Origin of the sequence: Methylobacterium sp. Leaf102 (assembly GCF_001422425.1) — a bacterium.
Taxonomy (GTDB): domain Bacteria; phylum Pseudomonadota; class Alphaproteobacteria; order Rhizobiales; family Beijerinckiaceae; genus Methylobacterium.
This window is the reverse complement of the sequence record NZ_LMMX01000004.1, coordinates 15,831-40,459: the sequence shown is the minus strand read 5'-3', so window position 1 is coordinate 40,459 and position 24,629 is coordinate 15,831. Positions and strand designations below refer to the sequence as shown.

Here is a 24,629-nt window from a genome sequence, read left to right as displayed (position 1 = left end):
GGCAATGTCCAAGATAGATCGTCTGTTTTGCTCATGCCATTGCTCCGCTTCCCCCGAGGGCGCCTGCACGAGGATACGGAATACGGGGGAAGCCGTGCGGTTCTGCGGGGCGCCGAACACCAGTGCGTCGGGCCTTCAGGGGCGTCACGCCGGATGGATCAGCGCGCCATGCCCCAGCGGCGAACGGTGAAGCGTTCGAGGGTCGCGAAGACGACGTTCTCCACGAACAGGCCGATGAGCACCACGAGAACGAGGCCCGCGAAGACGCGGTCGGTGTAGAGCTCGTTGCGGTTCTGGAAGATGTACCAGCCGAGCCCGCCGCGTCCCGACGCGGCGCCGAAGACGAGTTCCGCCGCGATCAGGGTGCGCCACGCGAAGGCCCAGCCGATCTTCAGCCCGGACAGGATCGCCGGCAAGGCGGCCGGGATCAGGATCTGCAGCACGTAGGACGGACCGCGCAGGCCGTAATTGCGCCCCGCCATGCGCAGGGTCTCGGGCACGCCTTGAAAGCCCGAATAGGTGTTGAGGGCCATCGGCCACAGCACGGAGTGGATCAGCACGAAGATCAGGCTGCCGGAACCGAGGCCGAACCACAGCAGGGCCAGCGGCAGGAGCGCGATCGCCGGAAGCGGATTGAACATCGCCGTCAGGGTCGAGAGCAGGTCTCGGCCGAACTGCGTCGAGACGGCCAGCGTCGTCAGCCCGAAGGCGAGCACGATCCCGCAGACGTAGCCCTGCACCAGGAGGGAGAGGGAGATCCACACCCGGTCGAGCAACTCGCCGTCGATCAGGCCCTCAATCAGGGCCGACAGGGTGGCGACGAAGCCGGGGAGCAGCAGGTCGTTGTCCTGCCAGCGCGCCAGCCCCTCCCAGACCACGGCGAGCACGGCGATGATGAGACCCTTGCGCAGCCAGTCCTGCTGCCAAAGACGCGTGGACAGCGGCAGCAGGCGCTCCACCGGTGCCTCGACGAACGGCGGCAGGACCCGGTCGTATTCCGGGCGAATGGGCGGCGTGAGCGTCCGGCCCATCATGCGACCGCCGGTGCGGATGCGGGGTCCGTCTCGAACAGACGTGCGTGCAGCCCCTGCACCGCAGACTGGAATTCGCGGCTGCCGAGGCTGCCGAGATCGAACGCGTGACTGTTGAACTCGCCCCGGACGCGACCGGGATGGGGGGAGAGCAGGGCCACGCGGTTGCCGACCACCAGGGCCTCCTCGATGGAATGGGTCACGAACAGCAGCGTGAAGCGGGCCTCGTCCCACAGGTTCAGCAACTCCTCCTGCATCCGGCGGCGCGTCAGGGCGTCGAGGGCCGCGAACGGCTCGTCCATCATCAGCACCTTCGGCTGCATGGCGAGCGCCCGCGCGATGGCGACGCGCTGCTTCATGCCGCCCGAGAGCTGGTGCGGGTAGCTGTCGGCGAAGCGCGACAATCCGACCTTGTCGATGTAGTGCCGGGCACGTTCCCCGGCCTCCCGTCGGCTCAGCAGACGGGTCGCCCGCAAGGGGAACGCGACGTTCTGGGCCACGGTCTTCCACGGGGGCAGCTGATCGAATTCCTGGAAGACGACGATGCGGTCTGGACCGGGCTCGCGCACCGGCACCCCGTCGAGGGCGATCTCACCCTCGACGGGACGGATGAAGCCGGCCGCCGCCTTGAGGAGGGTGGACTTGCCGCAGCCCGATGGGCCGAGCAGCACGAAACGGTCCGCTTCGTAGACATCGAGATCGATGCGGTGCGTCGCGCGCACCACTCGCTCCGGCGTCCGGTATTCCAGGGTGACTCCGGCGAGGCGCAGGAGGGGCGACGGGTCCGGCTCCGGGCGTGCCTGCGGCGGCGATATCGCGCGCGTCCCGTGGGCGACGGGGCGAGCCGGTTCCCGCTCGAGAAGAGCAAGGTCCGATCGTGTGGCGGCGAACGTCATGGTGCGCGCCGCCTTCAGCTGCCGGTGTCGATGCGCGGATCGGCGAAGAAGTAGTCGCCGATGGCGTTGGGCTCGGTCTTGATCGCTCCGACCCGGTGCATGAACTTGCCGAGACCGATGGTGTTCTCCGGCGCCACCTTGAAGGTCACTTCCGGGTTCTTGATGATCTTCACCAGCAGGTCGCGATCGATCTTGCTGCCGGTGGTCTTGAGATAGATCTCGGCGGCCTTTTCGGGCTGCGTGGTGATGAACTTGGCCGCCTCGTCGAGGGCGTCGAGGAAGGCCTTGTAGGTCTTCGGACTGGTCTTGTAGAATTTCTCGGTCGCGTAGAGCACCGTGGACGAGGCCGGGCCGCCCTGGACCGCGTAGGAGTTCAGGACGATCCGGGCCTTCGGATTTTCGGCGAGTTCCTGATCCTGGAACGGCGGGTTGCCGAAATGGCCCGAGATCTCCGTGCCCCCCTTGATGATGGCGGCCGCCGCCTCCGGATGGGGAATGGCGACGCTGATCTTGTCGAGCCGGGCGTAGTCCTTGTCGCCCCACTGCTTGGCGGAGGCCATCTGCAGGATGCGCGACTGCACCGAGACGCCCACCGCCGGCACCGCGATCCGATCCTTCTCGGTGAAGTCACCGATGCTCGTGACGGCGGGATTGTTGGTCACGAGGTAGTAGGGAAAGTTCCCGAGCGAGGCGACGCCCTTGACGTTCTGCCGTCCCTTCGTGCGATCCCACAGGGTGAAGAGGGGGCCGACGCCCGCGCCGGCGATCTCGATGTTGCCCGACAGCAGGGCGTCGTTCACGGCAGAGCCGCCCGACAGCTGGACATAGTCCACCTTGATGTCGAGACCGGCTTGCTTGCCGTGCTTCTCGATGAGCTTCTGATCCTCGGCGACGTTGAGGAGCAGATAGACGACACCGAACTGCTTGGCGATGCGCAGCTGGCCCTCGTCCGCCCTCGCCCCGCCGAAGCTCGCCAGGGACAGCGCAAGGCTTGCGGCCAGTCCCACGGCGTTCCGACGCGAGAGCGCGCCGCGTTGCTTTGTCATCGTCCGCGCCTTTTTCGATCGAATCTTCTTCGCAATGTTGCCTTGCGAAGAAGATTGAGTCTGCACAGTCGTTGTTCTTGGGTCAACGAAAGCATTATCTTTATAGAGCGTCGATTGGAGGTGAAGTGCCCTCGGAAAGCCCTCGATGTTGGACCGGAATCCTTTTGCCCCGCTTTTCCACAGAGGCACGGACGAGGATGGTGTGACAGGCCGCGCCGAGGACGCGACGCGGTCGCTCGCACCGAGACCGGCCCCTATGCGCAAGCCCTGCGATCCTCGATCTCGGTATTCATGGAGGCGTTCGCGCGGGGCGAGCCCCGGGGGACATGCTCACCGGGACCCCGGTCAGGCGTCGGCCTCGTACGGTCCGGAATCCTCCAGCATCGCGGCGATCCACAGGGCGGCCCGGCCGAACGCCGCACCGCCCTCCCCTCGCGACCCCATGATTTCCGAGAGGCGTACCGCTGTCATCGCATGGCCGCCGTCTCGCAACCGCGCCACGAGGCGGGGGGCGCTCGCCCCGGCGACTGCCGCGAAGCTGCGCCGCCCACCGTGGAGCGCGCCGGCAAGCAGGGCCGCGGCCTCTTCGAGGATGGTCTGAGCGCCTGCAATCGCGCCGGGCACGAACGCTGTTCCGGCGGCGTCCGGAGCCGCAAGGTCGGGCACCAGGAGTCGATCGGTTCCGATGGACCAAGGATCGCAGACCAGGGCGCCGTCCACGATCCATACGGGGCCGGCGACCTGCCGTACGGGGCCCCACCGTTCGGAAAAGGCGCCCGCGAGGGTGTCGAGGGCGCCGGGCGCGGTTCGGTCGTAGGTGCGCGCGAGGCGCAGCGTACCGCCACCATGGGGAAGATCGACCGCCGCCTGCCAGATCTGCGCGCCCGCCGACCACGCTTGGCCCACGACCTCCGCCACGTCGAAGACGTGGAAGGCATCGAGCCGGTCGCGCGGCCGCAGGAAGCCCGGTGGGCGCTGGGCGAGGCGGCGCAGGATCTCACCCGTCCGGGTCGCCGCGAGGGGAGCGGGCAGGCGCAGCAAGGGCTCGCGCGGCAGGAGTGCCGTCCGCCCGCGCGCGCCCTGGCCGAGCGCCAACAGGCCATCGGCCCGCCGCCGGGCCACGCTGGTGAGAATCTGACCCCGGCCGAGGCCGCCGAGCGACAGGCCCGGCGTGAGGGCGCGCCCAGGCAGATGCGTGACGAAGTCCGTCTCGTCTTCGGCCGGCGCGTAGGTGCGTTCCAGCGCGAGGGTCGCACCCGTATCCGTGTCGGCGAGTGCCACCCGCGCCAGGACTTCGCGCCCTCGCGTCTCCAGCCGGGCGCCGAGGGAGACGAGGCGCGTCTTGGCCATGGGCGTTTCGTACGGCTGGCCGAGGCCGAGGGCGGCGGCACCGCCCACCCGGACCCGCGCCAGGAGTTCGGTCACGAGCTGCAGCACCCTGACCTCGTCGTGCGTTGCATTGCGGGTCGCGTAAGCTGCGATCTGCGCGGTGAGGTCGGCTTCCGCCAGCAGGATTTGCGTGGCCCCCCGCGCCTGTGCGGCCCGACGCAGCCGTCCGAGGGCCGCCGCATGGGCCTCCGGCCCGGCCGTGACCCCGGCGTCGAGAAGTCCGGCGACGAGTTCGCCCACGGCGTCCGCGAGGTCGTCCGTTCCGTGATCGAGGGGAACTCTGTCGTCCCCGAGCCGCACCTCCGCCCCGCCCCCGGCCTCACGGAAGGCCCGGATCGCCACCGCCACATGGGCGCAGCCGCCGCCGGCCGCACAATCGCAGCGCGCGTAGCCGACGGCGTCGGGAACAAGGAAGCGCACGCTCGCCGTGGGCAGACGCGCCGCCGGGACCGCCCCATGATCGAGCCCCACGGTCACGCCAGCGGAAAGCAGGCGCTTCAGCTCGGCTGCGGCAGCGGAGCTGAGGCCGGCCTCGAATGCCTGGCCGTCCAGGGTGCCGGGGTCCCAAGGTCCCGCTTCCCCATCCGCCCGCGAAGCGGGTGCGCCCGCATTCGCGCTGGCGCGGTAGGCGACGACGAGGGCGACGCGGTGGCGGCACATTCCGCTCGCCGGGCAGGTGCAGGTCGCCTGCCCCGGTGGCTGGCCGGGGTCGAGGCGGGTCAGCGTTCCGTCGGCGAAGCGGGCTTCGACGGTGCCGTCCGGCGCCTCCGCGAGGACCGGTCCCTGCCCGGCCGTGACCTCGCGCACCGCCCGTTTCACGAGGCCTGCGTTGGAAAGCTGGGTCAGGCTCGCGTCGGTGAGTGCCAGGAGGTCGGCGCGCGCCATCCGCCGCTAGCTCCGGATGACGTGGGCGAGCCAGCCGGCCAGTTCGCCCGGCGTCATCGCGGCGATTTCGGCCCCGGCCTCGACCAGACGCTGCGCCATGGCCCGGTCGTAGGCCGGCCGCGCCTGCGAATCGAGGGCGGCGAGCCCGAGCACCTTGGTGCGCTGGCCTGTGAGGGCCCGCACCCGGGCGACGAGCACGGCCTCGCTCGCACCCTCGTAGAAATCCGAGACCACGATGACGATGGCGCGCTCGGGAGCGGTGATCAGCCCGGCCGCGTAGCCGACGGCGCCGCCGATATCGGTGCCGCCGCCGAGCTGGACCTTCATGAGCAATGCGCAGGCGTCGTCGCAGTCGCGGGTCAGGTCGACCAAGGCGGTGTCGAAGGCGACGAGATGGGTCTCGATACCCGGCAGCTTCCACAGGCAGGCCGCCATCACCGAGGCGTGGATGACCGAATCGAGCATCGACCCGCTCTGGTCCACGAGAAGGATCACCTGCCAGGGCTGCATCCGGCGCCGGTTGCGGGCGAAGAAGTGCAGGCGCTCGACCGTGATGCGCCGTCGCTCGGGGTCGTAGTGGCGCAGGTTGTCCCGGATGGTGCGATTGATGTCGAGGTCCCGGGCGCCGGGGAGCCGGGTGTGGCGGCGCCGGTCGAGGACGCCGCCGAAGGCGACCGCGAGATCGCGGGCGAGCTGTTCCATGAGGCGGCGCACCACCTCCTGCACGAGCCGGCGCGCCATCACCAGCACGTCCGGCGCCATGAGGTGCTTGGTGCGCAGGACCGCCTTGAGCAGGGTCTCGTTGGGTTCGGCGCGGGCGAGCACCTCGGGGTTCGTGATCACGTCGTCGATGGCGTAGAGTTCGATGGCGTCGCGCTCCAACCGCTCGATGGTCTCTTGCGGGAACAGAGTGTGGACCGCGTTGATCCAGTCCGGCACGGTGAGGGCCGAGCCCTCGCGGCCGCCTTGTCGGCGCTCGCCTCGTTCCGCGCCGCCGCCATCGCGGCCGTAGAGCCAGTCGAGTGCGCGGTCCATGGCCGCCGCCCGGCCGGAGAGGCGGCAGCCTGCGCCGGCGCAGGCGGACTCCGCCGCCTCGCCGAGGATCAGGCGCCAGCGCGTGGCCGGATCGAGGCTCATCGCAGGCGCGTCTCGGCCAGCAGGCTCGGACTCCGCAGCAACTCGCTCGCGGTGACCGGGTCGAGATCACCGAAGCCGCGCTGGTTCGCTCCCGTGGACGGCGCCCCCCATGGGCTTTCCAGGGTCAGTTCGCCCAGGGTCTGCGAGGCTTCCTCGAACTCGGGCGCCCCGGTGAACAGGCCGTCGGCGAAAGTCAGCGACGCCTTGCCCGGTGCCCCACCGGAGAACAGGAAGGCGTGCTCGATCCACCAGATGCCGCCGCCGTCCTGCGGATCGCCGAGGCGCCAGCCGCGCGCCGGCATGCCGCGCAGGCGTTTCGATTCGACGACCACACCCTCGAACCGCTTCGTCTTGGCCGCGCCCCGTTCGGCTTCGGTGAAGGCGAACGTCTCGCGGCCGAGCTGCGGGAAGGGCTGCGCGATCTCGTAGTCGCCGAACAGCGTGCCCCAGGCGGTCAGCACGTCGGGGTCGAGATGCAGCGGGTGGACGAGGCCGATGAGGCCCGCCGCCTCGGGCGCGAGGTCGATCTCGGCCGGTGCGTCCACCCCGTCCGTGAAGCTCAGGTCCTCGGCGACGCGAAACGTCGCGGTGGGCAGAGTCCGCGGGTCGGCGTCGGCGAAGGTCCCCCAGACGAGGCGCTGGGTGAGGTGGCGGACCAGGGGATGAGCGGAGAAGAACGGGCCGAACACCTCCGGCCGGACCCGGCGCGAGGTGACGAGCATCGCCTCCAGCCGTGCCACCTGCAGGCTCGCCACCGCGCGGGCATCCTTCTTCAGGGCGCTCCAGCGGGCGTTGGCCGCTGCCGCCTTCTCGGCGTCGTCGGACTTGATCGGTTTCGGCAGGTCCTTGAGCCGTGCGCCCGCCGCATCCCGCACCCAGGGCTTCAGCACCTCGTCGAAGCCGGCGCGGAACCGCCGGGTACCGAAATCGAGGACGAGGCCGCCGCGCTCGTCGAGGTCGAGGTCCGGGGCGAGCCGGTCGGACAATTCCTCCGGTGAGAGGCCCCGTGCCTCGGCGAGCTGCGCGATCTTCTCGCGTGCCTTTTCCTGAAGGCCCTTGAACTTGAGCTTCTCGGCGATGCCGTTGAGGTTCATCAGCGCCACGTCCGAGCCGATGTCGACGAGCACGTCGAGGCCCGTGACCGCGCGGGCATGGGCCGCCTCGCCCGGCCAGCGCCGGATGAGGCGCGTGAGGTCGCGCGCCGTGCCGTCGTCCCCGAACCAGCCCAGGGTGCGCAGGGCCCAGCCGTCCTTCGAGGGCGTGCCGGCGGCGGTCCAGGCGGAGAAGAGATCCCAGGCGAAGGCCGCGAGACTCTCGGGCGTGCAGGCCTCGCGCACCATCGGCACCCCGGCATAGACGGCATCGGGGTTGGTGAAGTACAGCATTTCGCAAAGCGTCCCCACGGCCTCGTCCGGGAGCGCCCCGCCCGCGCGCAGGCAGGGTTTCGCCAGCGCTCCCGGCACGACCCAGGCCGGCGGCTTGCCGACCTTGGCCGGCACGCGGCCGAGGGGGTCGCGATCGAGCACCTGGGCTACCGCCGTGGCGACGCGCGGCTCGCGGTCCGCATAGGCTGCGACCACCGCTTCGATGGCGGCACGCCCGTCCGGGCGGTCGGATACGAAGACCCGCAGGGCGTGTTCGGCGGCGTCGCGGGTCGCCCCGGGCTTGCCGACGGCGTCGGGCACGAGGCGGGTGATCGCCGTGCTGCGGTGCCGACGCAGCCAGGCCAGTGCCGGGGTACGGGCCTTCTTGAGCTTCACGAGGGCGCGCGCCGCGGGCGGAGCCAGGCCCTCCGCATCGATGGCGAGGACGGTGGGCAGCAATCCGACGGGATCGGCTTCGATCAGGGCGATGAGGCCCGGCATCGCCGTCTCGCCGAACCGCGACAGCATCCTCGTGACGATCTCCGGCCAGAGCGAGATGTGGCTGTGACCCACGCGGATTCCGGTGAGCGACCACAGCTTGAGAGCCAGGGGGGCCGGCTGCTTCTCCGTGCTTCCGACCAGCCCATGATACGGCGACGACACCCAGTAACGGCAGCTCTGATCGATCTGCCGCAGACGCGCGGCGAGCCATTCGAGCAGGGCGTTGGGATCGTCGAGCGGCGGTGGGGACAGTGCCGGCGGGATCCGGACCCAGTCCTGCTCCGGTTTAGACGTCTCGGCCGCCTCGATGAAGGCGGGGAGTTCGCTCATGTCGTTGAGGATGCGGGCGCGATAGGCGCGCCAGTGATTGTCCGGTACCTCCATCGCCTCGAAGGCGAACGGCGTCGGTAGCGGCGCGAGGTCGAGGACGAGATCGTCCGCACCCCGCATCCGGGCCCGCCACGGCGGATCGCGCAGCACACGGGGCCACGCGGCCCGCTCCGCGAGGGGAACGGCCCGGGCCTGCACGAGCCCGTCGAGGAAGCGCGCGGCGCGCCCGTCGGTGTCCCCGATCCAGCCCCGGATCGTGTCGGGGCCGTGGGTGTCGAGGGCGCGCACCGCGCGGGCGCGGAGCGCCGGCTCGGCCCGGCCGCCGGCCAGGACCGCGAGGCAGCGGGGGACGATCACGGCCGGGTCTGCCGCCAGGGCCGCGTCGAGGGCGGCCGCGATCGGCTTCTCGTACAGGTGTGGCAGCAGGGTGGCCAGGGCACCGGGCTCGCCCGTCGACAGCATCGCCCGCGCGACCGCCGTCCGCTGCTCGTCGAGGGCGTAGTGCAGGATCCAGTCGAGCCCCGGCAGGGCCGGCTGCCCGGTGGAGCGGGCCACCGCGATCAGCGTGGCGGCGGCGTCCGACTCATTGACGCCGTCGCCGAAATACATGTGATAGCTGCGCTTCGTGCGCCAGGGCGCCGCCGCGGCCGGATCGGAATCCGCCACGAGGGGCAGGAAGTTCCTGTCCGCGGCGACATCGATGCCGGCCGCCGTGGCGGCTTCCAGCACGGCGAGGGGCTGCAGGCCGTGCCTCGCTGGCCGGTCGTCCGCGAGGATGAAGGCGAAGGCGGCCGCCGTCGGCCAGTCCGGCGTCTCGGCGATCCGGTCGTTCAGGAAGGCGACCGCCGCGTCGTAATCCGCGTCCGTTGCGTGGACGAGGGCCGCGCGCGTCGCAAGCTGAAGTGGCGCCGCCCAGGCGAGGTTCTGATAGTGGCCCTGCCTGCGCGTGCCGGGCCGCATCCGGTCGGCGAACCGTGCCGCCTCCATCGCCCCCCCGCTTTCCACGAGGAAGCGCAGAGCCGCATCCATGAACCTGAGGAGGTCGGCAGCGTGATGGGTGCCTGCGCGGAAGCTCCGATGTTCGGTCTCGTCCTCGGCCAGATCCCAGATGGATCGGATCCAGTCGCCCATGCCGTCCGGTGTGGGCATCGTTTCGATGAGACGGAGGCTTTCCGTGTCGCCCACGAGGGCGGGCAGGGTCGCGCGGACCGCCCGCAACGCCTCCTCGCCGGTCAGGTGTCGGCCGGGCCTGAGCCGTGTCGGCAGCGGAGTGCCGTCGAACACCGCACCTGACGGCGTCGGGGCCGAAGGGCCCGCTGCGGCCTTCGCCACGGATGCGGCTTCCGGCTCGGCAGCCAGCGAGACCGGATCGCCCGGCGGTTCGGGAGGCGCTTCCTCGGGCGGCGCGACCTTCGAAGCCTTCGGAGTCGCCTTACCGGTCGTCATTTTGCCGGTCGTCGCCTTACTGGCCGTCGTTTTGCCGGCCGTAGCACTGGCCGGCGCGGCCTGCTCGACCGCCGCGGCCGGTGCCGCACCGACCCGGGCATAACCTTTCGCCGCCTTCTCGCGGACGAGCTTGTCCTTCTCCTTCACGGCGGCGGCTTCGTCCGGAAAGGTCTTGTCCTTGCTCTGACCCTGGGTGCCGAGGCGTCCGAAGCGCACGGTCAGCGTCGTCCCGGTGACATCGGCTTCCCAGAACTTGGCGGACGAGCCCTCGACCAGTTCGTAACGGTCCATGTCGGTTCCCCTCCCTATTCTCCGCCCGTCGCCGCGAGCAGGCTGGGCGTGCGCAGGATTTCGCTCGCGGTCACCGGATCGAGATCACCGAAACGATGCGCGGTGGATGCACCCCAGCCCGTCTCGGTCAGGGTCAGCGCCCTCAGGGTCTGGACTTCGTCGCCGTCCGGCCCGGACCGATGCCACAGACCGTCCTCGAAGCGGAGCACGGCGAAGAGGTCGGCTCCGCCGAGAGGGGTAGGCCGTTGCACCGAACAGACATGCTCGCTTGCCGTATCCGACGACCAGCCCTGAGACCGCAGACCGCGCAGGCGCCGCCCGGCGACCCGCACGCCGTCGAAGCGATCCGTGGCGGAGGCCGCCGCCTCGGCCGGCGTGAAGGCGTAAATCTCCCGTGCGAGCTGGGGAAACGGCTGGGCGATCTCGTAATCGGCGAACAGCGCGGTCCAGGCCGCCAGGGTGCCGGGGGTCAGGTGCAGCGGGTGGACGAGGCCGACCACGCCGTCGAGGGCTGCGAGGTCGAGGTCGAGTCCGGCATCCTCCGCATCGGTTGCGGTCAGGTCTTCGGCCAGCCGGAAGGCGACCCGCGGCGCGGTCGTTGCCAGCCGGTCTTCGTAGAGTCCCCAGACGAGGCGGCCGGCGAGATGGCGGATCAGCGGATGCCCCGCGAAGAACGGCTGGAACACGTCCGGCCCGATGCGCCGCCCCGTCGCCAGCATGGTCTCGAGCCGGGAGATCTGGAGCCGGCCCGCATCCTCCGCGTCTTTCTTCAGCCCTGCCCACAGCCTGGACGCCTGCTTGGCCAGTTCGGGGTCGTCGGTCTTGGTCGCGCGCGGCAGGGCGGGAAGCCGCTGGCCGTCCGCATTCCGTAGCCAGGGCCTCAGAGTCTCGTCGAAGCCGACACGGAAGTGACGTGTGCCGAAGGACAGGTCGAGGCCGCCGCGTGCGTCCAGGCCGAGATCGGGGGAGAGCCGGTCGGCGAGTTCGACAGCATCGAGCCCGCGCGTCTCGGCGGCGTCCGCGATGGCGTCGCGCGCCGCCTCGCGCAGCTGCAGCAGCGGGTTCTTCTCGGCCAACGCGCTGAGGTTCATGAGGGCCGCGTCGCTGCCGATGCCGGCGAGGACGGCGATGCCGGCCTTGCCCCGGGGTTTGAGGCCCGCTTGGCCCCAGGCACGGATCTGACGGGTGAGATCGCGGGCGCAGGCGTCGCCGCCGATGAGCGCGAGGGTCCGCATCGCCCATTCGCCGGCCACGTTGGCGCCGGCCGCGAGCCAAGACTGGAACACCGCGAGGGCGAAGGCGTCGAGGCTCTCCGGCGTGCAGGCCGCCCGCACGGGCGCGATCCCCGCATACGGGGTCAGGGGGGACGAGAAGGCGAGCATCTCGCAGAACGCCGTTATCGCCGCATCGGGCAGCGTACCGCCCGCGAGTAGGACCGGACGCGGAAGGGCTGCGGGTACGAGCCAGGGCGGCAGCTTCGGGGGCTTGACCGGCACCTGATCCAGCGGATCGCTGTCGACGCCGGATACCACCGCCTCGGGCACGCGCGGATCGATCGCCGCATAGGCCGCCACCGCCGCGTCGAAAGCCGCCCGGCCCGCGGGCTCGGAGGCGAGGAAGCGCAGCGCCGCATCGGCCGCGTCGCGTTCCGGGCCCGGGGCGCCGAGGGCATCGGGCAGGAGCCGCAGGGCGGCGGTGCGGGGATGGGCGCGCAGCCACGCCACTGCCGCTGGCCGCGCCCGCTTGGTCCGATGAAAGGCCCGCGCGGCGATGGGCGTGAGGGCGGCCGCATCCACCTTGAGCACATGCGGAAGCTTATCCTCCGGCTCGGCCGCCACGATGGCGACGAGGCCCGGCAGGGCGCGTTCGCCGAAGCGGACGACCATCGCGGCAGTCTGGTCGTGCCGGACCCCGGAGAGTGCCAGCAGGGGGACTGTCTTCTCCCAGAGGATGAGCGCCAGCGGTTCCGGTTGCCAGGTGACGCCGGTGAACCAGGAATCGTAGATGTAGCAGAAAAATCCGCCGAACCCGTCCCGATCGAGCCGGCGGTCGAGCCATTCCAGGGCGGCCTCCGGGGAAGTTCCGACCGCCGGGACCGGTGTGACGGGCGGCGGGATCGGCCTTGTGTACTTCGCCTCGCCCTCGGCCTCGGTCTCGCGAATCCGCTCCACCAAGCGGTCCATGCCCTCGACGATGAAGCCCGCCCGGTAGCCGTAAGTCGCGTCATCCATCGCCTCCGCGGCGTCGAATTCGTGCGCGAAGGGTGTCGGGATCGGCGCCAGGTTAAGAGCGATGCGCCCGCGCGCTGCGGCCCCGCGCCGCCAGGGGGGATCGCGCAGGATGCTCGGCCATGCCTCGCGCGGCGCGGGCGGCCGGTCATCCGCGAGCAATCGGTCGAGCCGTCCGGAGAGCTTGCCGCCGCCGGAGGCGGCCCAGGCTCGTGCCGCCTCCGCGCCGTGACGGCCGACCAGGGCAATGGCGCGGGGCGCGTAGGCCGGGCCGCCCTTCGCCTGTCCCTTGCCCTCCATCGCCTCCAGATAGGCGGGGAGCATGCGGTCGGGGAAGGCGATGTCCGCCGCGTCCAGGGCATCGCGGACGAGCTTCGCGCCGGTGAAGGGCAGGAGCGCCATCAGGCCCTCTTCGGCACCGGTGTCGAGGAGGGCCTTCGCCACGATGGTCCGGTCGACGCCGATGGCGTCGCGCAGGAGCCACACGAGGCTGGTCGTTGCCGATTCGCCTGCCGCGTGCGCCACGGCGATCATTGTCGCGGCAACCTCGGCGGCGGTCACGTCACGGGTTGCGAGGATTGCCTTGTGCATGGGATCGGCCTGCCACGAGGCGGCCTGCGACGGCGGTAGATCGACGATGAACGGCATGGCGCTGTAACCCTGGCGGACGAACAGGCGCGATGTCCCGTGACGGTCCAGCATGGCGGCGGCGCGTAGCGCATGGTCGGCCCCGGCGCGGTCGTCGGCCAGGACAGACGTGAGCCAGAAGCCGAGATGTGGATCCGGGTCCTCCGCGTGAAGCCGGAGGCAGGCGGCGAGTGCGGCGTCGAAATCCGCGTCCGGTGCCGCCGTGAAGGCGGAGCGCACCCCGAGGCTGTTCGGGATGTCCCAGACCGACGCCGGCATCGTACCGTACTTGCTGGTCGGACGGGGACGAAGCTGGTCGAAGAGGCTCACCAGGGGGGCGATGCCGGAGCGTGCCACGAGCCAGCGGGCGAAATGCATGAACGCGGCCGGAGTCGCCGGACCCCGGGGGCCGAGCTTCCGGCCCCAGAACCGTTGGTCCATCGTCGGACAGGCGGCACGAAGCAGATTCAACCAATCGCGCGCCTGCGCCGCGTCGAGGGCCGGCGGCTCGCGGTCGAGACGAGCCGCGAGGGCCTCAGCTTCGGCGCTCTCCGGCGCAGAGTCCAGCAGGTCGCGGATCGCCGCGACGAAAGCGGCCCAGTCGGCCGCGGGATCGAGGGCCGGGCCGGGCCGGGTTCGGGTCGGCAGGGACGTGCCGGAGAAGATCGCCCGATCGGCCTGCACTGCCTCGGGCATGGCGCTCGCGGAGACGGGACCGGCCTCCGGTGGGACCTCGATCGCCGCCGGGGCGGGTGTCGCGTCGGTCTCACCGGTCGTGGGGCGATACCCCTTGCGGGTCTTTTCCAGGATCAACCGGTCACGTTCCTGCCGCGCACCGTCGGCCTCCGGGAAAGGTTTGACCTTGGACTGACCCTTGGTCCCGATCCGCCCGAACCGGACGGTGAGGTCGCATCCCTCGACGCCCACGTCCCAGAACTTGGACGACGATCCTTCGGTCAGTTCGTAACGCTGCATACCGTTCCCCCCCTTCCGCGCAGAGATAGACCCCGTCGCACTGATCTAGGTCAACCCGTACCGCGCGAGTCTGTCCGCGACCCTCGCCTCCTGCGCGAGGGCCTTGGCCTGGTCGATGGGCATCGCGCCCTGCCGCATCCAGGCCAGCGCTTCGGCCTCTGCCTGGGCGGGGCCGATACCGCCCCGTCGTAGGATCGCGGCAGCGATGCGCTCGCGCTCGCGCGGTGGAAACCATGCGAAGGCCATGCGCAGCGCGGGCAATGCCCGCAGGAAATCCGCGTCGTCCCAGGCGCTGACCAGTGCTTCGACGGCCGCCAGCGTCGCATCCTGCGCGACCTCTTCCCGGGCGAGGGCGAACAGGCCGGCGAGGAAATCGCCGAGGGTATCGGGCAGGCCGAAGCGGCGTAGCCGGCGCGCGGCTTCGTCCGGCCCCGCTCCGATCTCGCCGCAGGCGACCAGGAACCCGAGGGCCGCCCCCGCGAGTGCAGGCGGTGCGTCCGGGTCGGCCAGCCGCCGCCCCAGCATGGCGACGAAGGGCGGGCGCAACGGTGCGAGGCCCGGCACGGTGTCCCGGCAATCGCGGAACAGGTCGCGGCAGGCGAGGACGAGTTCGATGGCACCGAGCCCTTCGCGGGCATCCACGATGGTCTCGATGAGCGGCAGCGCGCGCTCCCCCAGGGCGACGCAGAGTTGGGCGAGGGCCGGGGCCGCCGTTTCCCCGAAGGCCGCGCCGAAGCGGTGGAGGCGCACGAGCCGGCGCCCGGTACCTCCGAGGTCGGCAACAGCGTGCGCCGTGGCGATGCCCCGGCTCAACCGCCCGAGCAGGTCACCCTCGATGGGGAGGCCGGCGAAGAGCGCGTCGGAGAGAGCGAGGGCCAGCACGTGCAGGCTGTCCGGGTCGGCCTCGATCCGCGCGGCGAGCCGAGCCGTGGCGGCCATGGCGAGCGTGCCGCCCCAGAGCGAGGCTTCGATCAGGGCGCCGGGCCAGTCGGGATGCCGTGCGATCGCGAAGCTTTCGCGGGGCAGTCCTGGTTCGGCGAGGTCGGGGCCCTCTTCGCGGCCGATGCCCGGAAGTCCCAGGACGACGGTCTGGTGGAGCAGGTGCGCCCGCGCGCGGTCGGCGGGCTCGGCCCAGTCGATCGGCACGCGTCGGCGTAACGGACCGGGTTCCAGGTCGGCGGCGCGCAGTCGCTCCTCCACATCAGCGACGAGGGGCGGCTGTCGGGTGCCCGGGGCGAGCCGTCCCTCGCGGTGGCCGGCCAGGGCCCGCAGCATCGCGGCCAGGGCCGCGTGGCGTGGGGCGGCGGCGGACGCCGTCCAGGCGGGCGGCGCATCGAGGGCGTCCTTGACCAGGGTGGCCAGGGCCGCATCGATCAGGTCGGCGCGCAGGATCGCGGGGTGGGCGCGCAGGCGCGCGAGCGCACCCGCATGCGCCGCCCAGGCGATGCGGTCGGCGGTCGAGACCACCTGCCCGGCCTCGCGCAGGGCGGTCGCGATGGTGCCGGCGGCCCAATCCGCCGCCGGGTCGAGCCCCTCGGCGGCGACGTGTTCGTAGTAGCCCGGTGAGGGCATGCCGGCGCTGTAGCCGGAGAACCGGTCGAGGCGGGCATAGGAATAGGGCACCAGGTAGCTGCCGGTCCGCTCGCCCTGATCCGGCGGTGCCGGTTCGGGCCGGGCGCCGTCGGCCCGAGCCGCGTAGCGTCGGATGGCTTCCGCGTGCCAGCCACCGCAGACCAGCACCACCGGCTTTCCCCCGGCCGCGCGTAGGGCCCAGGCCGCGTGGGCGCCCATGAAGCGCTCGCGCGCCTCCTCGGCCGGATCGTCCGTGCCGGGCGGGCGCAGGAGGGCCAAGTAGCGCGCGAGCCGGTCCGGCAGCTCGTGCTTCGGGGCGGCTTCGGCCAGCATGTCCCAGAGGGCGTCCTGATCCTCGGCGCCGAGGGCGGAGGCGAGCGCCCGTTCGGCGGCTTCGGCCCGGGGGCCGTGCGGGTCGGCGTAGCGGTTTCTCCGCTGGCCGAAGGCCGGATCCCAGGCCGGCAGGTCGCAGAACAGGGTCTCGGCGCCGACGGCCCGGCCCGAGACGAGGGCCTGCCATTCCGGCGAGAAGGCGCAGAACGGCGTGTAGGAGGCGTGGCTGGCGTGCTCCGTGGCCCGGAACGAGAAGATCGCCACCGGCAGGGCGTGGTCGAGGGCGAGGTCGGCGAGGTGCGGGTTGAAGTCCGACGGCCCCTCGATGAGCACGAGGGCTGGGCGAACCGTCTCGATGGTACGGCGCACAAGGCGCGCGCAGGCCGGCGAATGGTGACGCACGCCGACGACCGTGAGCGGCTCGCCGGTCTCGGGGCCGTTCATTGCGGGGTGAGGAGGTGACGGGCGGCGTAGAGCGCGCGCCACGCCGCGCCGTCGCGGCGGCCGACGCGCTGTTCGAGGTAGCGGCGCAGGCGCGCCAGATCCTCGGCATCGTCCTTGGCGGCGGTTCCGGCGAGGCAGGCGACGATGTCCTCCGGCCGTCCCGCGTCGCCGCGCAGGAAATGCGCCTTGACGCCGATGGCGTGGGCGACGCTGACGGCCTCCGCCGTGCTCATCACCGAGGAGAGCCGCTCCAGGCCGGTGCCCTCGTGATCCACGGCCTCGCGCAATTCCCGGAAGCAGGTCACGAGGAGTTCGAGGATTTCGGGGTCGGGCGCGCGCGGCACGCCGGACCGGACGAGGAGTGCGGTGGCTTCCCGGCGCACCAGCGCGAGTTCGGCCGCCGCGTCCGCGATGGGAAACACCGTCTCGAAGCCGAAGCGGCGCTTGAGGGCCGCCGACATCTCGTTGACCCCCCGGTCGCGGGTGTTGGCCGTCGCGATGAGGTTGAAGCCCTCGCGGGCATAGACCATGCCGGCATCGCCCGTCAGTTCCGGCACCGCGAGCACGCGGTCGGAGAGCACGGACAGCAGGCTGTCCTGCACCTCCAACGGACAGCGGGTGATCTCCTCGAACCGCACGATGCGACCCGCGCGCATCCCGGTATGGAGTGCCCCCGGCACCAGGGCGCGTTCGCTCGGCCCTTCCGCGACGAGGAGCGCGTAATTCCAGCCGTAGCGGATCTGGTCTTCGGTGAGCGAGGCGCCGCCCTGGATCGTCAGGGTCGAGCCGCCGCTGATCGCGGCGGCGAGCAGCTCCGACAGCAGGCTCTTCGCGGTGCCGGGCTCGCCGATGAGCAGCAAGGCCCGCGACGTCGCCAGGGTGACCATGGCACGCTCGACCAGGGCCGGCGAGCACACGACCTTCGGCTCCCCTGCCCCATCGCCGCAGATGAATCGCTTCACGCCCTGGAGCGAGAGCTGCCAGCCGGGCGGGCGCGGTGCCGTATCCTCCGCTCGCAGCCGTGTGAGCTCTGCCGCGTGCACGACCTCCGCCGGGGGCCGCTGGCGGGTTTCGCCGTCCGTCCTCGCTCGTTCGACCTTCGCCATGCCGCCTCCCCCGCCGAGGTGCACCGCAGTGCCGCCTCACCCGGCCGAAGACTGCCCCGGTCCAGGGCGGTTTCTCAAGGGCGCGCGATCGCGAGGGTGTTACGTAAACCCCCGTCCGTGAACGCGCGCCCGAGCCGCCACCCTACGCGACCACGAGGTTGAGGGCGTGGGTGGCCGGCGCGAGCTGCACGCGCCGGCCCCATTCGAAGGCGATGAAATCCTGCTCTATCCCGTCCGCGAACACCACGCCGCCGTCGTTCATCCGCGACGTGACCGCGAGGGACGCCCCGGTGAGCTTGCCCGCGCGGAGCTCCGTGGTGCTCGTCACGCTGGGGAACGGCTCGCGCACCCAGTAGCCCACCGCCGCCTCCTCGACGCCGATCCGTAGGGTGAGATGGGTCGCCTCGCCGATGGAGCGGGCCCAGCCGGTCAGACCGGTGCCCGAGGCGACGATGAGACCGCTCGACGACTGGTCCTCCGAAACACCGTCCGCCTCGATCCGATAGCGCGCGGATTGGTGGCTGCGGTGGCCGACGAAGATCTCGTTGAGCGCGAGTAGCGTCTGCCCGTCGTCGAGCACCGCCCGCACCATGGTCCGTCGCTCGATCTGCGCCGCCCCGGCGACGTTGGCCGCGAGCAAGGGCCCCAGGCGCTCCACCGCGACGCTGGCCAGCACGCCGTCGTGGAGATCGGGCGCCGGATTGACGCCGATCACCGGCTGGTCGCGCAGGTACTTCGCCACGTTGGCGACCAAGCCATCCTGTCCGACCGCGACGATCACGTCATCGGGGGCGAACAGGAACCGGTCGAGGTCGCCGCGCCGTGCCAGAGCCTGCCGCCACGCCCCCGGCACGGCGGCGCGCGCCTGGCCGAGTACCGCGTGGAAGCGGGCGTGCCGCGCTTCCATCTCCGCGAGGTTCTGGCCGCGGCTCGCCAGGAAGAACCGGGCCTGGCCACGGGTGGCGTGCCGGGCCAGGAGGGCTTCGTAGTCGGTGTCGCGGATCACGAAAACGGCGCGCGGGGGGACGACGGACATGGTGTCCTCAGCGCGGGAAGGCCGGCGGCGCCACCAATGGGCCCGGCTTGCGGAACTCGCCCAGGACGGCCGCGAGAAGGTCGGGCGTGACGTTGACGTGCTCGATGGTCTCGAGCTTGCCCGCGAGTTCACGGGCGGCCAGCCCGAGCAGCACGGCGGGCGGAAGGTCGCGATAGATGGCCGCGCGCCGCTGCTCGGCCTCGGCCCTGGCACCCTCGACGAGGCGGATGCGCTCGGCCTCGGCCGCCGCCTCCAGCCCGTGGGCCTCGGCCAGGCCGGCCGCGCGGTCGCGGGCATTTTCCGCCTCGCGCGCGATGAGCACCGTCTCGCGCCGAGCGAGTTCCGTGCGGGTCTCCAGCTCGTTCTCTGCGATGGCGCGCTCCTTCTCGACGGCGAGGGCGCGGCGGGCAAAGGTCGCCGCGTCCGCCTTCTGCTGAAGCGACTCGAAAGTCGGCGTCTGCAGGGCGCGCTCCAGTTCGCTCGTGGGCGCGAGGTTGGTGAGCCGCACCGAGACCACGGCGACGCCGATCTCGGCGAGGGAGGGGGCCGCTCCCAGCACTGACTCGAGGGCGATGCGCAGGGGTTCGGGGCCGGCGTCCAGCAGCGCGCCGACGGGGTTTCCGCCGATCTCCTGCAGGACCGCCTGGCCGGCGATGCCGCTGAGGCGCGCCTCGATGCGCTCGATGGGTTCGCCGCGCGGCTTGCCGGTGTGCAGTCCGAGGGAGAAATCGACGCGGCCGGCGAGCAGGTCCGGATCGACGACGCGCCAACCGATAGTCCCCTGGACCACGACGGTCTGAAAGTCGCGGCTGCGGCCGCGCACGAACAAGGTCATCTCGCGGTCGTCCATCGGCACCTCGCTGATGCTCGCGGTCTCCGGCCGGAACCAGAAGACGAGCCCCCGGCCGCTCTGCCGGACGCGGCCGTTGCGGTAGCGGATGACGTGGCTGCTCGCCTCGCTCTTCAATTGCGCGATCGGGCCGAAATTGCGGATCGTGGCCATGGAATCTTCCTCCAGGATGGACGCGGATTCAGAGCGGTTTCCGAACGCGGTAGAGTTCGGCGGGGCGGAACGAGGTGCCGGCCTCGCGGGCCCCCGTCGGTGCCAGCCAGCCGCGGTCGAGCATCCGGCGGCGGAAGGCGGGCTTGTTGAGGGGGATGCCGAGGATCGCCTCGTGCACGTCCTGCAATTGGCGCAGGGTGAAGTGCTCCGGCAGCAGGGCGAAGCCGATCCCGGAATAGTCGAGCTTGCCCCGCAGCCGCAGGATCGCGAGGGCCAGGATGTCGGCGTGGTCGAAGGCGAGGGACAGCGGGGTCCGCCGTTCCCGATCCTGTGCGGAGAATGCCGTGACGGGGCCGCCGGTCTCGCCGGCCCACGGCACCTCGACGATGGCCGCCGACAGCTCCGCCGCGCCGTCCAGGGCCTGCCGGAACGCGGCTTCCGGCAGGAGCGCGAGATAGGCCACGGAGACGATGCGCATGCGCGGGTCCCGGTCGAGGGCACCGAAGGTGTAGAGCTGCTCGAGGTGCGGCCCGGCGATGCCGGCCTTGGCGCGGAGGACGCGTTCGGCGGCCGCGTCGAGGGTCTCGTCCATCCCGACGAAACCGCCGGGCAGCGCCCAGCGATCGGCATGGGGGTGCTCGGTCCGCTTCAGCAGCAGGGCCGCCGGGCGGTCGGCATTAATACTCATCAGCACGAGATCGACGGTGAGCGCCGGGCGCGCGAAGGCGTTCGGATCGTACGCTGCGAGGAACGCGTGCTCAGACATGGCATCACCATATATTTAATCTGCGTATAACTAAGATGCGAATTAGATATATGTCAAGGCATCGGGACCGTAGCGCGTCATACCGGTTGATCGCTTCGCGATGCGGATGTGGGCTTCGCTGAGGCCGCCCGTGGACCATCGTGGGGACATGAAAGTCGATCGTCCGGGCCGGCCGCCGCGCAAAACCGGGTCTGGCCGACCCATGAGCCCGGGGAGGGCGGCCGGCGCCGCCCAACCAGGGAGACGTCACATGCGCTCGATCTCGATTCTCGTCCTCGTCGGCCTGCTCGGCGGCGCGGCTCCGGTTCTCGCCCAGGGGACCGACAGGGCTGCCAGCGGAGGCGGCAATCAGGAGTTCCTCGGCGTCGATCTCGACAATGGCGGGGTCTACTACAACGGCCGCAACTCGGGACGGTACTGCGTCTACCGGACGGTCGAGGTGTTCGACCGCATCACCGGTTATGTCGAGGCGCGCCGCATGCGCCGGTGCGGACGCGGTCTCTACCTGCCGTAGGGAGCGCCATCATGCTGATCGCCCTCTCGCCTCTTCACTTGGCGGTCCTCAGCCTCGCCATCGCGCTGGTTGCAAGGTAATGGCCCGGCGCGCCATGCTCCGGCCGAATTTGCCCTCGACGTCCGGTCGGATACCCACCGAGCGTTCGTCGGAACCCGTCTTCTTCCATGTGGCAAGGAGAGCCCGTGCATGAGGAACAACATAACGGTCCGGAATGCGCGGGCTCGCGCCACCCGCTGGCTCGTGGGGGTTCTCGCCCAGATCACGCTCCTCGCCGGTGCCGTCGAGCCGGTCCGGGCCGCGCCCGATCCCGCCATCTTCTCCGACAATGCCGATTCCGTCGCCGTCGTGATTGGCAACCGCAGCTACAAGCAGACGGTGCCGGTCGACTTCGCGCACAACGATGCCGAGGCGATGCGGGCCTACCTCGTCCAGCGGCTCGGTTACCGCGACACCAACGTGTTCGTCCTCAAGGACGCGACTCTCAACGAGTTCAATCAGGCCTTCGGCACCGAGCGGAACCCGCAATCGGGCCGGCTTTGGCGCAGCGTGCGCGAGGGCCGCTCGAACGTCTTCGTGTATTACTCGGGCCACGGCGTACCGGATCTGGCCACGAAACAGCCCTTCCTGCTGCCGGAGGACGGCAACCCCAACCAGGGCGAGAGCGGCTACAGCCTGGAGACCCTCTACCGCAACCTCGACCTCGTGAAGCGCAAGATCGGCGCCGAGCGCCAGCTCGTGGTGATGGTCGATGCCTGCTTCACCGGTGAGACCGGCCGCAAGGGCGAAAGCCTGCTCGCCGTCTCGGCACCCGGCTTCGCCCCGTCCCGGCCGAAGGCCGAGACCGGAATCGTGCGAATGGTCGCCACATCCAGTGCGACGCCGGCCAACTGGGACGAGGCGAACCGGCTCGGCCTCCTCACCAGCCGCTTCCTCATGGGCGTCTCTGGGCTGGCCGACGCGACGGATCGGCAGGGCAACGGCGACGGGCAGGTGCAATGGCCCGAGCTGAAGCGCTACCTGCGCACGGAGGTCGAGGAGGCCGCGCGCCGCGCCAGCGGCCGCGAGCAGGTGCCGGAGATCGACGATGCGCCCATCGTGCTGAAGGCCTCCCTGCCCGTCGAGGCCGTCGCCAAGGGCGTCGCGGCGGTCCGCGACGAGGCGGCGTGGCGCCGTGCCGAGACCCTCGGCACCCGCGAGGCCGTCGAGGCCTATGTGGGCACCTGCGGCGAGGTCTGCGCCCACAGGCCCCAGGCCATGGAAAGGCTGCTCTCCGGTAAGCGCAGGGACGCGGCAGCCATCGACCAGGAGAACTGGGCTCGGTTCGGCCAGCAGCGGCAGTACCAGGCCTATCTCGATTCCTGCGGCGAGGTCTGTGCCTACCGCAGCCTCGCGGAGGGCTATCTCGGCGGCTCGGACCCGAACGGCGATCCGCGCGTGAAGCGCTGCGACGACCTCGCCGCCGGCACCGACGACCCCGACCGACCCAAGGGCGTGACGGGGGTGAAGCTCGGGCGGATCGAGGCCAGCGCGGCCATCGAGGCCTGTCGCGCCGCCGCCGCTTCGTACCCGACCCTGCGCCGCCTCGCCTACCAGCTCGGCCGCGCCTACGACAAGTCCGACCGCTACAAGGAGGCCTTCGCGGCCTATGACGGCGCGGCCAAGGCCGGCAGCGTCTCGGCGATGAACAACCTCGCCACGCTCTACGAGAACGGCCAGGGCGTGAAGCGCGCGCAGGCGGAGGCGTTCCGCCTCTACCGGCAGGCCGGCGAGGGCGGCAACCGGGTCGCCCTCGCCAACGCCGCCCGCATGCTCGAATACGGCAACGGCATTCCGAAGAACGAGGCTCAGGCCGTGGCGCTCTACAAGCGCGCGGCGGAAGCCGGCGACGTCGCCTCCATCTCGAAGCTCGTGCCGCACTACGCCACCGGCGCCCACGGGTTTCCGAAGGATCTGCGACAAGGCTTCGACCTGTTCCGGCAAGCCGCCGACAAGGGCGATCCCGTCGCCATGGCGACCATGGCGGCCCTGATCGACAACGGTTTCGGCCGGTACTTCCCGGGGGTCAGCGCCTCCGGCCTGGTGCTGCGGGCGCTCAAGCGCGGCGAACTCGGCGCGGCCTCGGTTTCGGCCACCGACACGGGCGCCCAGAAGCTGAAGCCCGAGACGATCCGCGCCGTCCAGCGCGCCATCAAGGAGGCCGACTACTATTCGGGCGCCCTCGACGGACGCTTCAACCCGGTCTTCGTGCGCGCCCTCGACCAATACGCCAAGGCGAACGAGGCGGAATGAGACGCGCTCGCGCGTTCGGGCTCCTCGCGGCCCTGGTCGGCACGCCCGCCGCCGCCGATCCGGGCACCGCCGCCCTGGCGCCGTTCCTCGATGCCGTCGCCGCCTGCGCCGGCCGGGCCGACCTCCGGCTGGCCGTGGTCGGCGTCGAGCCCGGCCAGACCGCGCTTTCCCGCGAGCAGGCCGAGGAGGTGCGCCTCGCCGTGGAGAGTCGGCTCCAGGCGACGGGCCGGGTGCGCCTCGCGGCGGCGGCCGACGTGGTGCGGATCAAGGCCCTGCGCGAGGGCACCACCGGTCTCTCCGGCGCCGAGGCCGAGGCGCAGATCCGCGAGGCCTTCGCGGGCGACGCCAGCGTGTTCCTGGTGGAGCCCCGCCGGGCCGGCGAGACAGCCGCGTTCCGACTCCAGGCCATCACCCGGAGCGCCACCTGCAAGGCCACCAGCGAGCCCGTCGTCGTACCGATCCGGGTCGGCGCAGGCGTCGCGGATATCGATGCGGTGATGGAGCTGGCGGTCCGGGCCTTCGCGCAGGCAGCGCCGAATGCCGGCGCCGTCGCGATCTGTCCCTTCGTGGCCGAGGGCGGCCATTCGACCTGCGCGGGCGCGCTGACCGACCGCCTCGTCATCGCCCTGGACGCCGAGGCCCGCTCGGCCAACCGCATCCTGAAGGGCGCCCGCCTCGATGTCCGCCGCAATCCGCCGGGGACGACCTGCGAGGGCCCGGTCACCGCCCGCGGGCGCTTCTCCCAGGATCGCGACGCCGGCGGCAATGCCCGTGCCTGGATGGAGCTGGAGTTCCAGCGCGACGACGCCGTACTGGCGCCCACCGGGCGACGGCGCATCGGCACCGAGGGGCTCGGCTGCGACCCGACCCCCCGCCCCTTCCTCGACCATCTGGCGGCGACGGCCCGGACCGACGGCGGACGCCTCGCGGTCTCCGCCACCGCCACGCCGTTCTCGACGGGGCAGCGCCTGGAGATGCGCATCGAATCGAAGGCCGCTCAGAGCCTCTATTGCTGGGTCGTCGCCCCCGACGAGACCGCCTTCGTCGCCCTGCCGGTGCGCGGCAATCCCGCCTCCTCCGTTCCTCTCAAGGCCGGCGACGTCCGGCGCTACCCACGCGGCTACGGGCTCGACGAGATCGTCGCGGGTGCGCCGTTCGAGAACCTGTTCGCCTGCTTCGGGGTCTCGGGCGGCCTGCCGCCGGAACTGGAGGCGCGCTGGCTGGCCGTTGCCCCCGGCACGGAATCCGACGCCAGGCTCCTACAGGCACCCGAGGTGCTCGATCTCGTGGACAGGATCCGGGCGACACCCGGCGTGACCGAGGCGGCGGCACGCATCGTCGTGCGCTGACGGGCGTGCGTTGACGGGCGTGCGTTGACGGGGATGACGGCCGAACGCGTGGGCGGTATCGCTGCACC

At 71.4% G+C, this 24,629-nt stretch carries 15 protein-coding genes; 3 read left to right on the top strand and 12 right to left on the bottom strand.

What is annotated here, in order from left to right; all coding sequences use genetic code 11:
- Window positions 1-158 precede the first annotated feature (158 nt).
- The 12 genes from ASF27_RS05440 to ASF27_RS05385 form a co-directional block, all read right to left on the bottom strand.
- The gene (locus ASF27_RS05440; RefSeq protein WP_056167096.1) at window positions 159-1,031 is read right to left on the bottom strand and encodes an ABC transporter permease; all 873 of its coding nucleotides are present in this window, start codon (window positions 1,029-1,031) and stop codon (window positions 159-161) included.
- Window positions 1,031-1,927 (bottom strand): ABC transporter ATP-binding protein, encoded by an 897-nt coding sequence (locus ASF27_RS05435; protein ID WP_082478837.1) that lies wholly within the window; start codon window positions 1,925-1,927, stop codon window positions 1,031-1,033. Before ASF27_RS05435 ends, ASF27_RS05440 begins: the two co-directional genes overlap by 1 nt.
- Window positions 1,928-1,941: 14 nt before the next feature.
- On the bottom strand, window positions 1,942-2,973 hold the full coding sequence (locus tag ASF27_RS05430) for an ABC transporter substrate-binding protein (protein ID WP_056306535.1): 1,032 nt from the start codon (window positions 2,971-2,973) through the stop codon (window positions 1,942-1,944).
- A gap of 345 nt (window positions 2,974-3,318) precedes the next feature.
- Window positions 3,319-5,247 carry an SWIM zinc finger family protein gene (locus ASF27_RS05425; RefSeq protein ID WP_056358358.1) on the bottom strand — a complete coding sequence of 643 codons (1,929 nt, stop codon included), beginning with the start codon at window positions 5,245-5,247 and terminating at the stop codon, window positions 3,319-3,321.
- 6 nt (window positions 5,248-5,253) lie between these two features.
- Window positions 5,254-6,384, bottom strand: coding sequence for a VWA domain-containing protein (locus ASF27_RS05420; RefSeq protein WP_056358355.1), 1,131 nt, complete (start codon window positions 6,382-6,384; stop codon window positions 5,254-5,256).
- Window positions 6,381-10,316, bottom strand: a complete 3,936-nt coding sequence (locus ASF27_RS05415) for a DUF4132 domain-containing protein (protein WP_056358351.1) — start codon at window positions 10,314-10,316, stop codon at window positions 6,381-6,383. The genes ASF27_RS05420 and ASF27_RS05415 overlap by 4 nt, the downstream gene beginning before the upstream one ends.
- Before the next feature lie 14 nt (window positions 10,317-10,330).
- Window positions 10,331-14,146, bottom strand: coding sequence for a DUF4132 domain-containing protein (locus ASF27_RS05410; protein ID WP_056358349.1), 3,816 nt, complete (start codon window positions 14,144-14,146; stop codon window positions 10,331-10,333).
- A gap of 45 nt (window positions 14,147-14,191) precedes the next feature.
- Window positions 14,192-16,495, bottom strand: a complete 2,304-nt coding sequence (locus ASF27_RS05405; RefSeq protein ID WP_056358347.1) for a DUF5682 family protein — start codon at window positions 16,493-16,495, stop codon at window positions 14,192-14,194.
- Window positions 16,492-17,601 carry an AAA family ATPase gene (locus tag ASF27_RS05400; RefSeq protein ID WP_056167072.1) on the bottom strand — a complete coding sequence of 370 codons (1,110 nt, stop codon included), beginning with the start codon at window positions 17,599-17,601 and terminating at the stop codon, window positions 16,492-16,494. Before ASF27_RS05400 ends, ASF27_RS05405 begins: the two co-directional genes overlap by 4 nt.
- A 142-nt stretch (window positions 17,602-17,743) precedes the next feature.
- Window positions 17,744-18,637 (bottom strand): NAD(+)/NADH kinase, encoded by an 894-nt coding sequence (locus tag ASF27_RS05395; RefSeq protein ID WP_056358344.1) that lies wholly within the window; start codon window positions 18,635-18,637, stop codon window positions 17,744-17,746.
- Window positions 18,638-18,644: 7 nt separating this feature from the next.
- Window positions 18,645-19,640 carry an SPFH domain-containing protein gene (locus tag ASF27_RS05390; protein ID WP_056358342.1) on the bottom strand — a complete coding sequence of 332 codons (996 nt, stop codon included), beginning with the start codon at window positions 19,638-19,640 and terminating at the stop codon, window positions 18,645-18,647.
- A gap of 28 nt (window positions 19,641-19,668) precedes the next feature.
- Complete coding sequence (locus ASF27_RS05385; protein WP_056358339.1) at window positions 19,669-20,406, bottom strand: NUDIX domain-containing protein; 738 nt, start codon at window positions 20,404-20,406, stop codon at window positions 19,669-19,671.
- A 250-nt stretch (window positions 20,407-20,656) separates the two neighbouring features.
- Between ASF27_RS05385 and ASF27_RS05380 the strand changes: the two genes are divergently transcribed.
- The 3 genes from ASF27_RS05380 to ASF27_RS05370 all read left to right on the top strand — a co-directional run bounded on the left by ASF27_RS05380 (window position 20,657) and on the right by ASF27_RS05370 (window position 24,561).
- Window positions 20,657-20,920, top strand: a complete 264-nt coding sequence (locus ASF27_RS05380) for a hypothetical protein (protein ID WP_056358336.1) — start codon at window positions 20,657-20,659, stop codon at window positions 20,918-20,920.
- Between the two features lie 189 nt (window positions 20,921-21,109).
- Window positions 21,110-23,212, top strand: a complete 2,103-nt coding sequence (locus ASF27_RS05375) for a caspase family protein (protein WP_056358331.1) — start codon at window positions 21,110-21,112, stop codon at window positions 23,210-23,212.
- Window positions 23,209-24,561: a hypothetical protein gene (locus tag ASF27_RS05370; protein ID WP_056358330.1), complete on the top strand. Its 1,353-nt coding sequence runs from the start codon at window positions 23,209-23,211 to the stop codon at window positions 24,559-24,561. Before ASF27_RS05375 ends, ASF27_RS05370 begins: the two co-directional genes overlap by 4 nt.
- Window positions 24,562-24,629 lie beyond the last annotated feature (68 nt).

Excerpts from the sequence above, each read along its gene's own strand:
- ASF27_RS05440 (WP_056167096.1), bottom strand. The coding sequence starts at position 1,031 with ATGGGCCGGACGCTCACGCCGCCCATTCGCCCGGAATACGACCGGGTC.
- ASF27_RS05435 (WP_082478837.1), bottom strand. The coding sequence starts at position 1,927 with ATGACGTTCGCCGCCACACGATCGGACCTTGCTCTTCTCGAGCGGGAA.
- ASF27_RS05430 (WP_056306535.1), bottom strand. The coding sequence starts at position 2,973 with ATGACAAAGCAACGCGGCGCGCTCTCGCGTCGGAACGCCGTGGGACTG.
- ASF27_RS05425 (WP_056358358.1), bottom strand. The coding sequence starts at position 5,247 with ATGGCGCGCGCCGACCTCCTGGCACTCACCGACGCGAGCCTGACCCAG.
- ASF27_RS05420 (WP_056358355.1), bottom strand. The coding sequence starts at position 6,384 with ATGAGCCTCGATCCGGCCACGCGCTGGCGCCTGATCCTCGGCGAGGCG.
- ASF27_RS05415 (WP_056358351.1), bottom strand. The coding sequence starts at position 10,316 with ATGGACCGTTACGAACTGGTCGAGGGCTCGTCCGCCAAGTTCTGGGAA.
- ASF27_RS05410 (WP_056358349.1), bottom strand. The coding sequence starts at position 14,146 with ATGCAGCGTTACGAACTGACCGAAGGATCGTCGTCCAAGTTCTGGGAC.
- ASF27_RS05405 (WP_056358347.1), bottom strand. The coding sequence starts at position 16,495 with ATGAACGGCCCCGAGACCGGCGAGCCGCTCACGGTCGTCGGCGTGCGT.
- ASF27_RS05400 (WP_056167072.1), bottom strand. The coding sequence starts at position 17,601 with ATGGCGAAGGTCGAACGAGCGAGGACGGACGGCGAAACCCGCCAGCGG.
- ASF27_RS05395 (WP_056358344.1), bottom strand. The coding sequence starts at position 18,637 with ATGTCCGTCGTCCCCCCGCGCGCCGTTTTCGTGATCCGCGACACCGAC.
- ASF27_RS05390 (WP_056358342.1), bottom strand. The coding sequence starts at position 19,640 with ATGGCCACGATCCGCAATTTCGGCCCGATCGCGCAATTGAAGAGCGAG.
- ASF27_RS05385 (WP_056358339.1), bottom strand. The coding sequence starts at position 20,406 with ATGTCTGAGCACGCGTTCCTCGCAGCGTACGATCCGAACGCCTTCGCG.
- ASF27_RS05380 (WP_056358336.1), top strand. The coding sequence starts at position 20,657 with ATGCGCTCGATCTCGATTCTCGTCCTCGTCGGCCTGCTCGGCGGCGCG.
- ASF27_RS05375 (WP_056358331.1), top strand. The coding sequence starts at position 21,110 with ATGAGGAACAACATAACGGTCCGGAATGCGCGGGCTCGCGCCACCCGC.
- ASF27_RS05370 (WP_056358330.1), top strand. The coding sequence starts at position 23,209 with ATGAGACGCGCTCGCGCGTTCGGGCTCCTCGCGGCCCTGGTCGGCACG.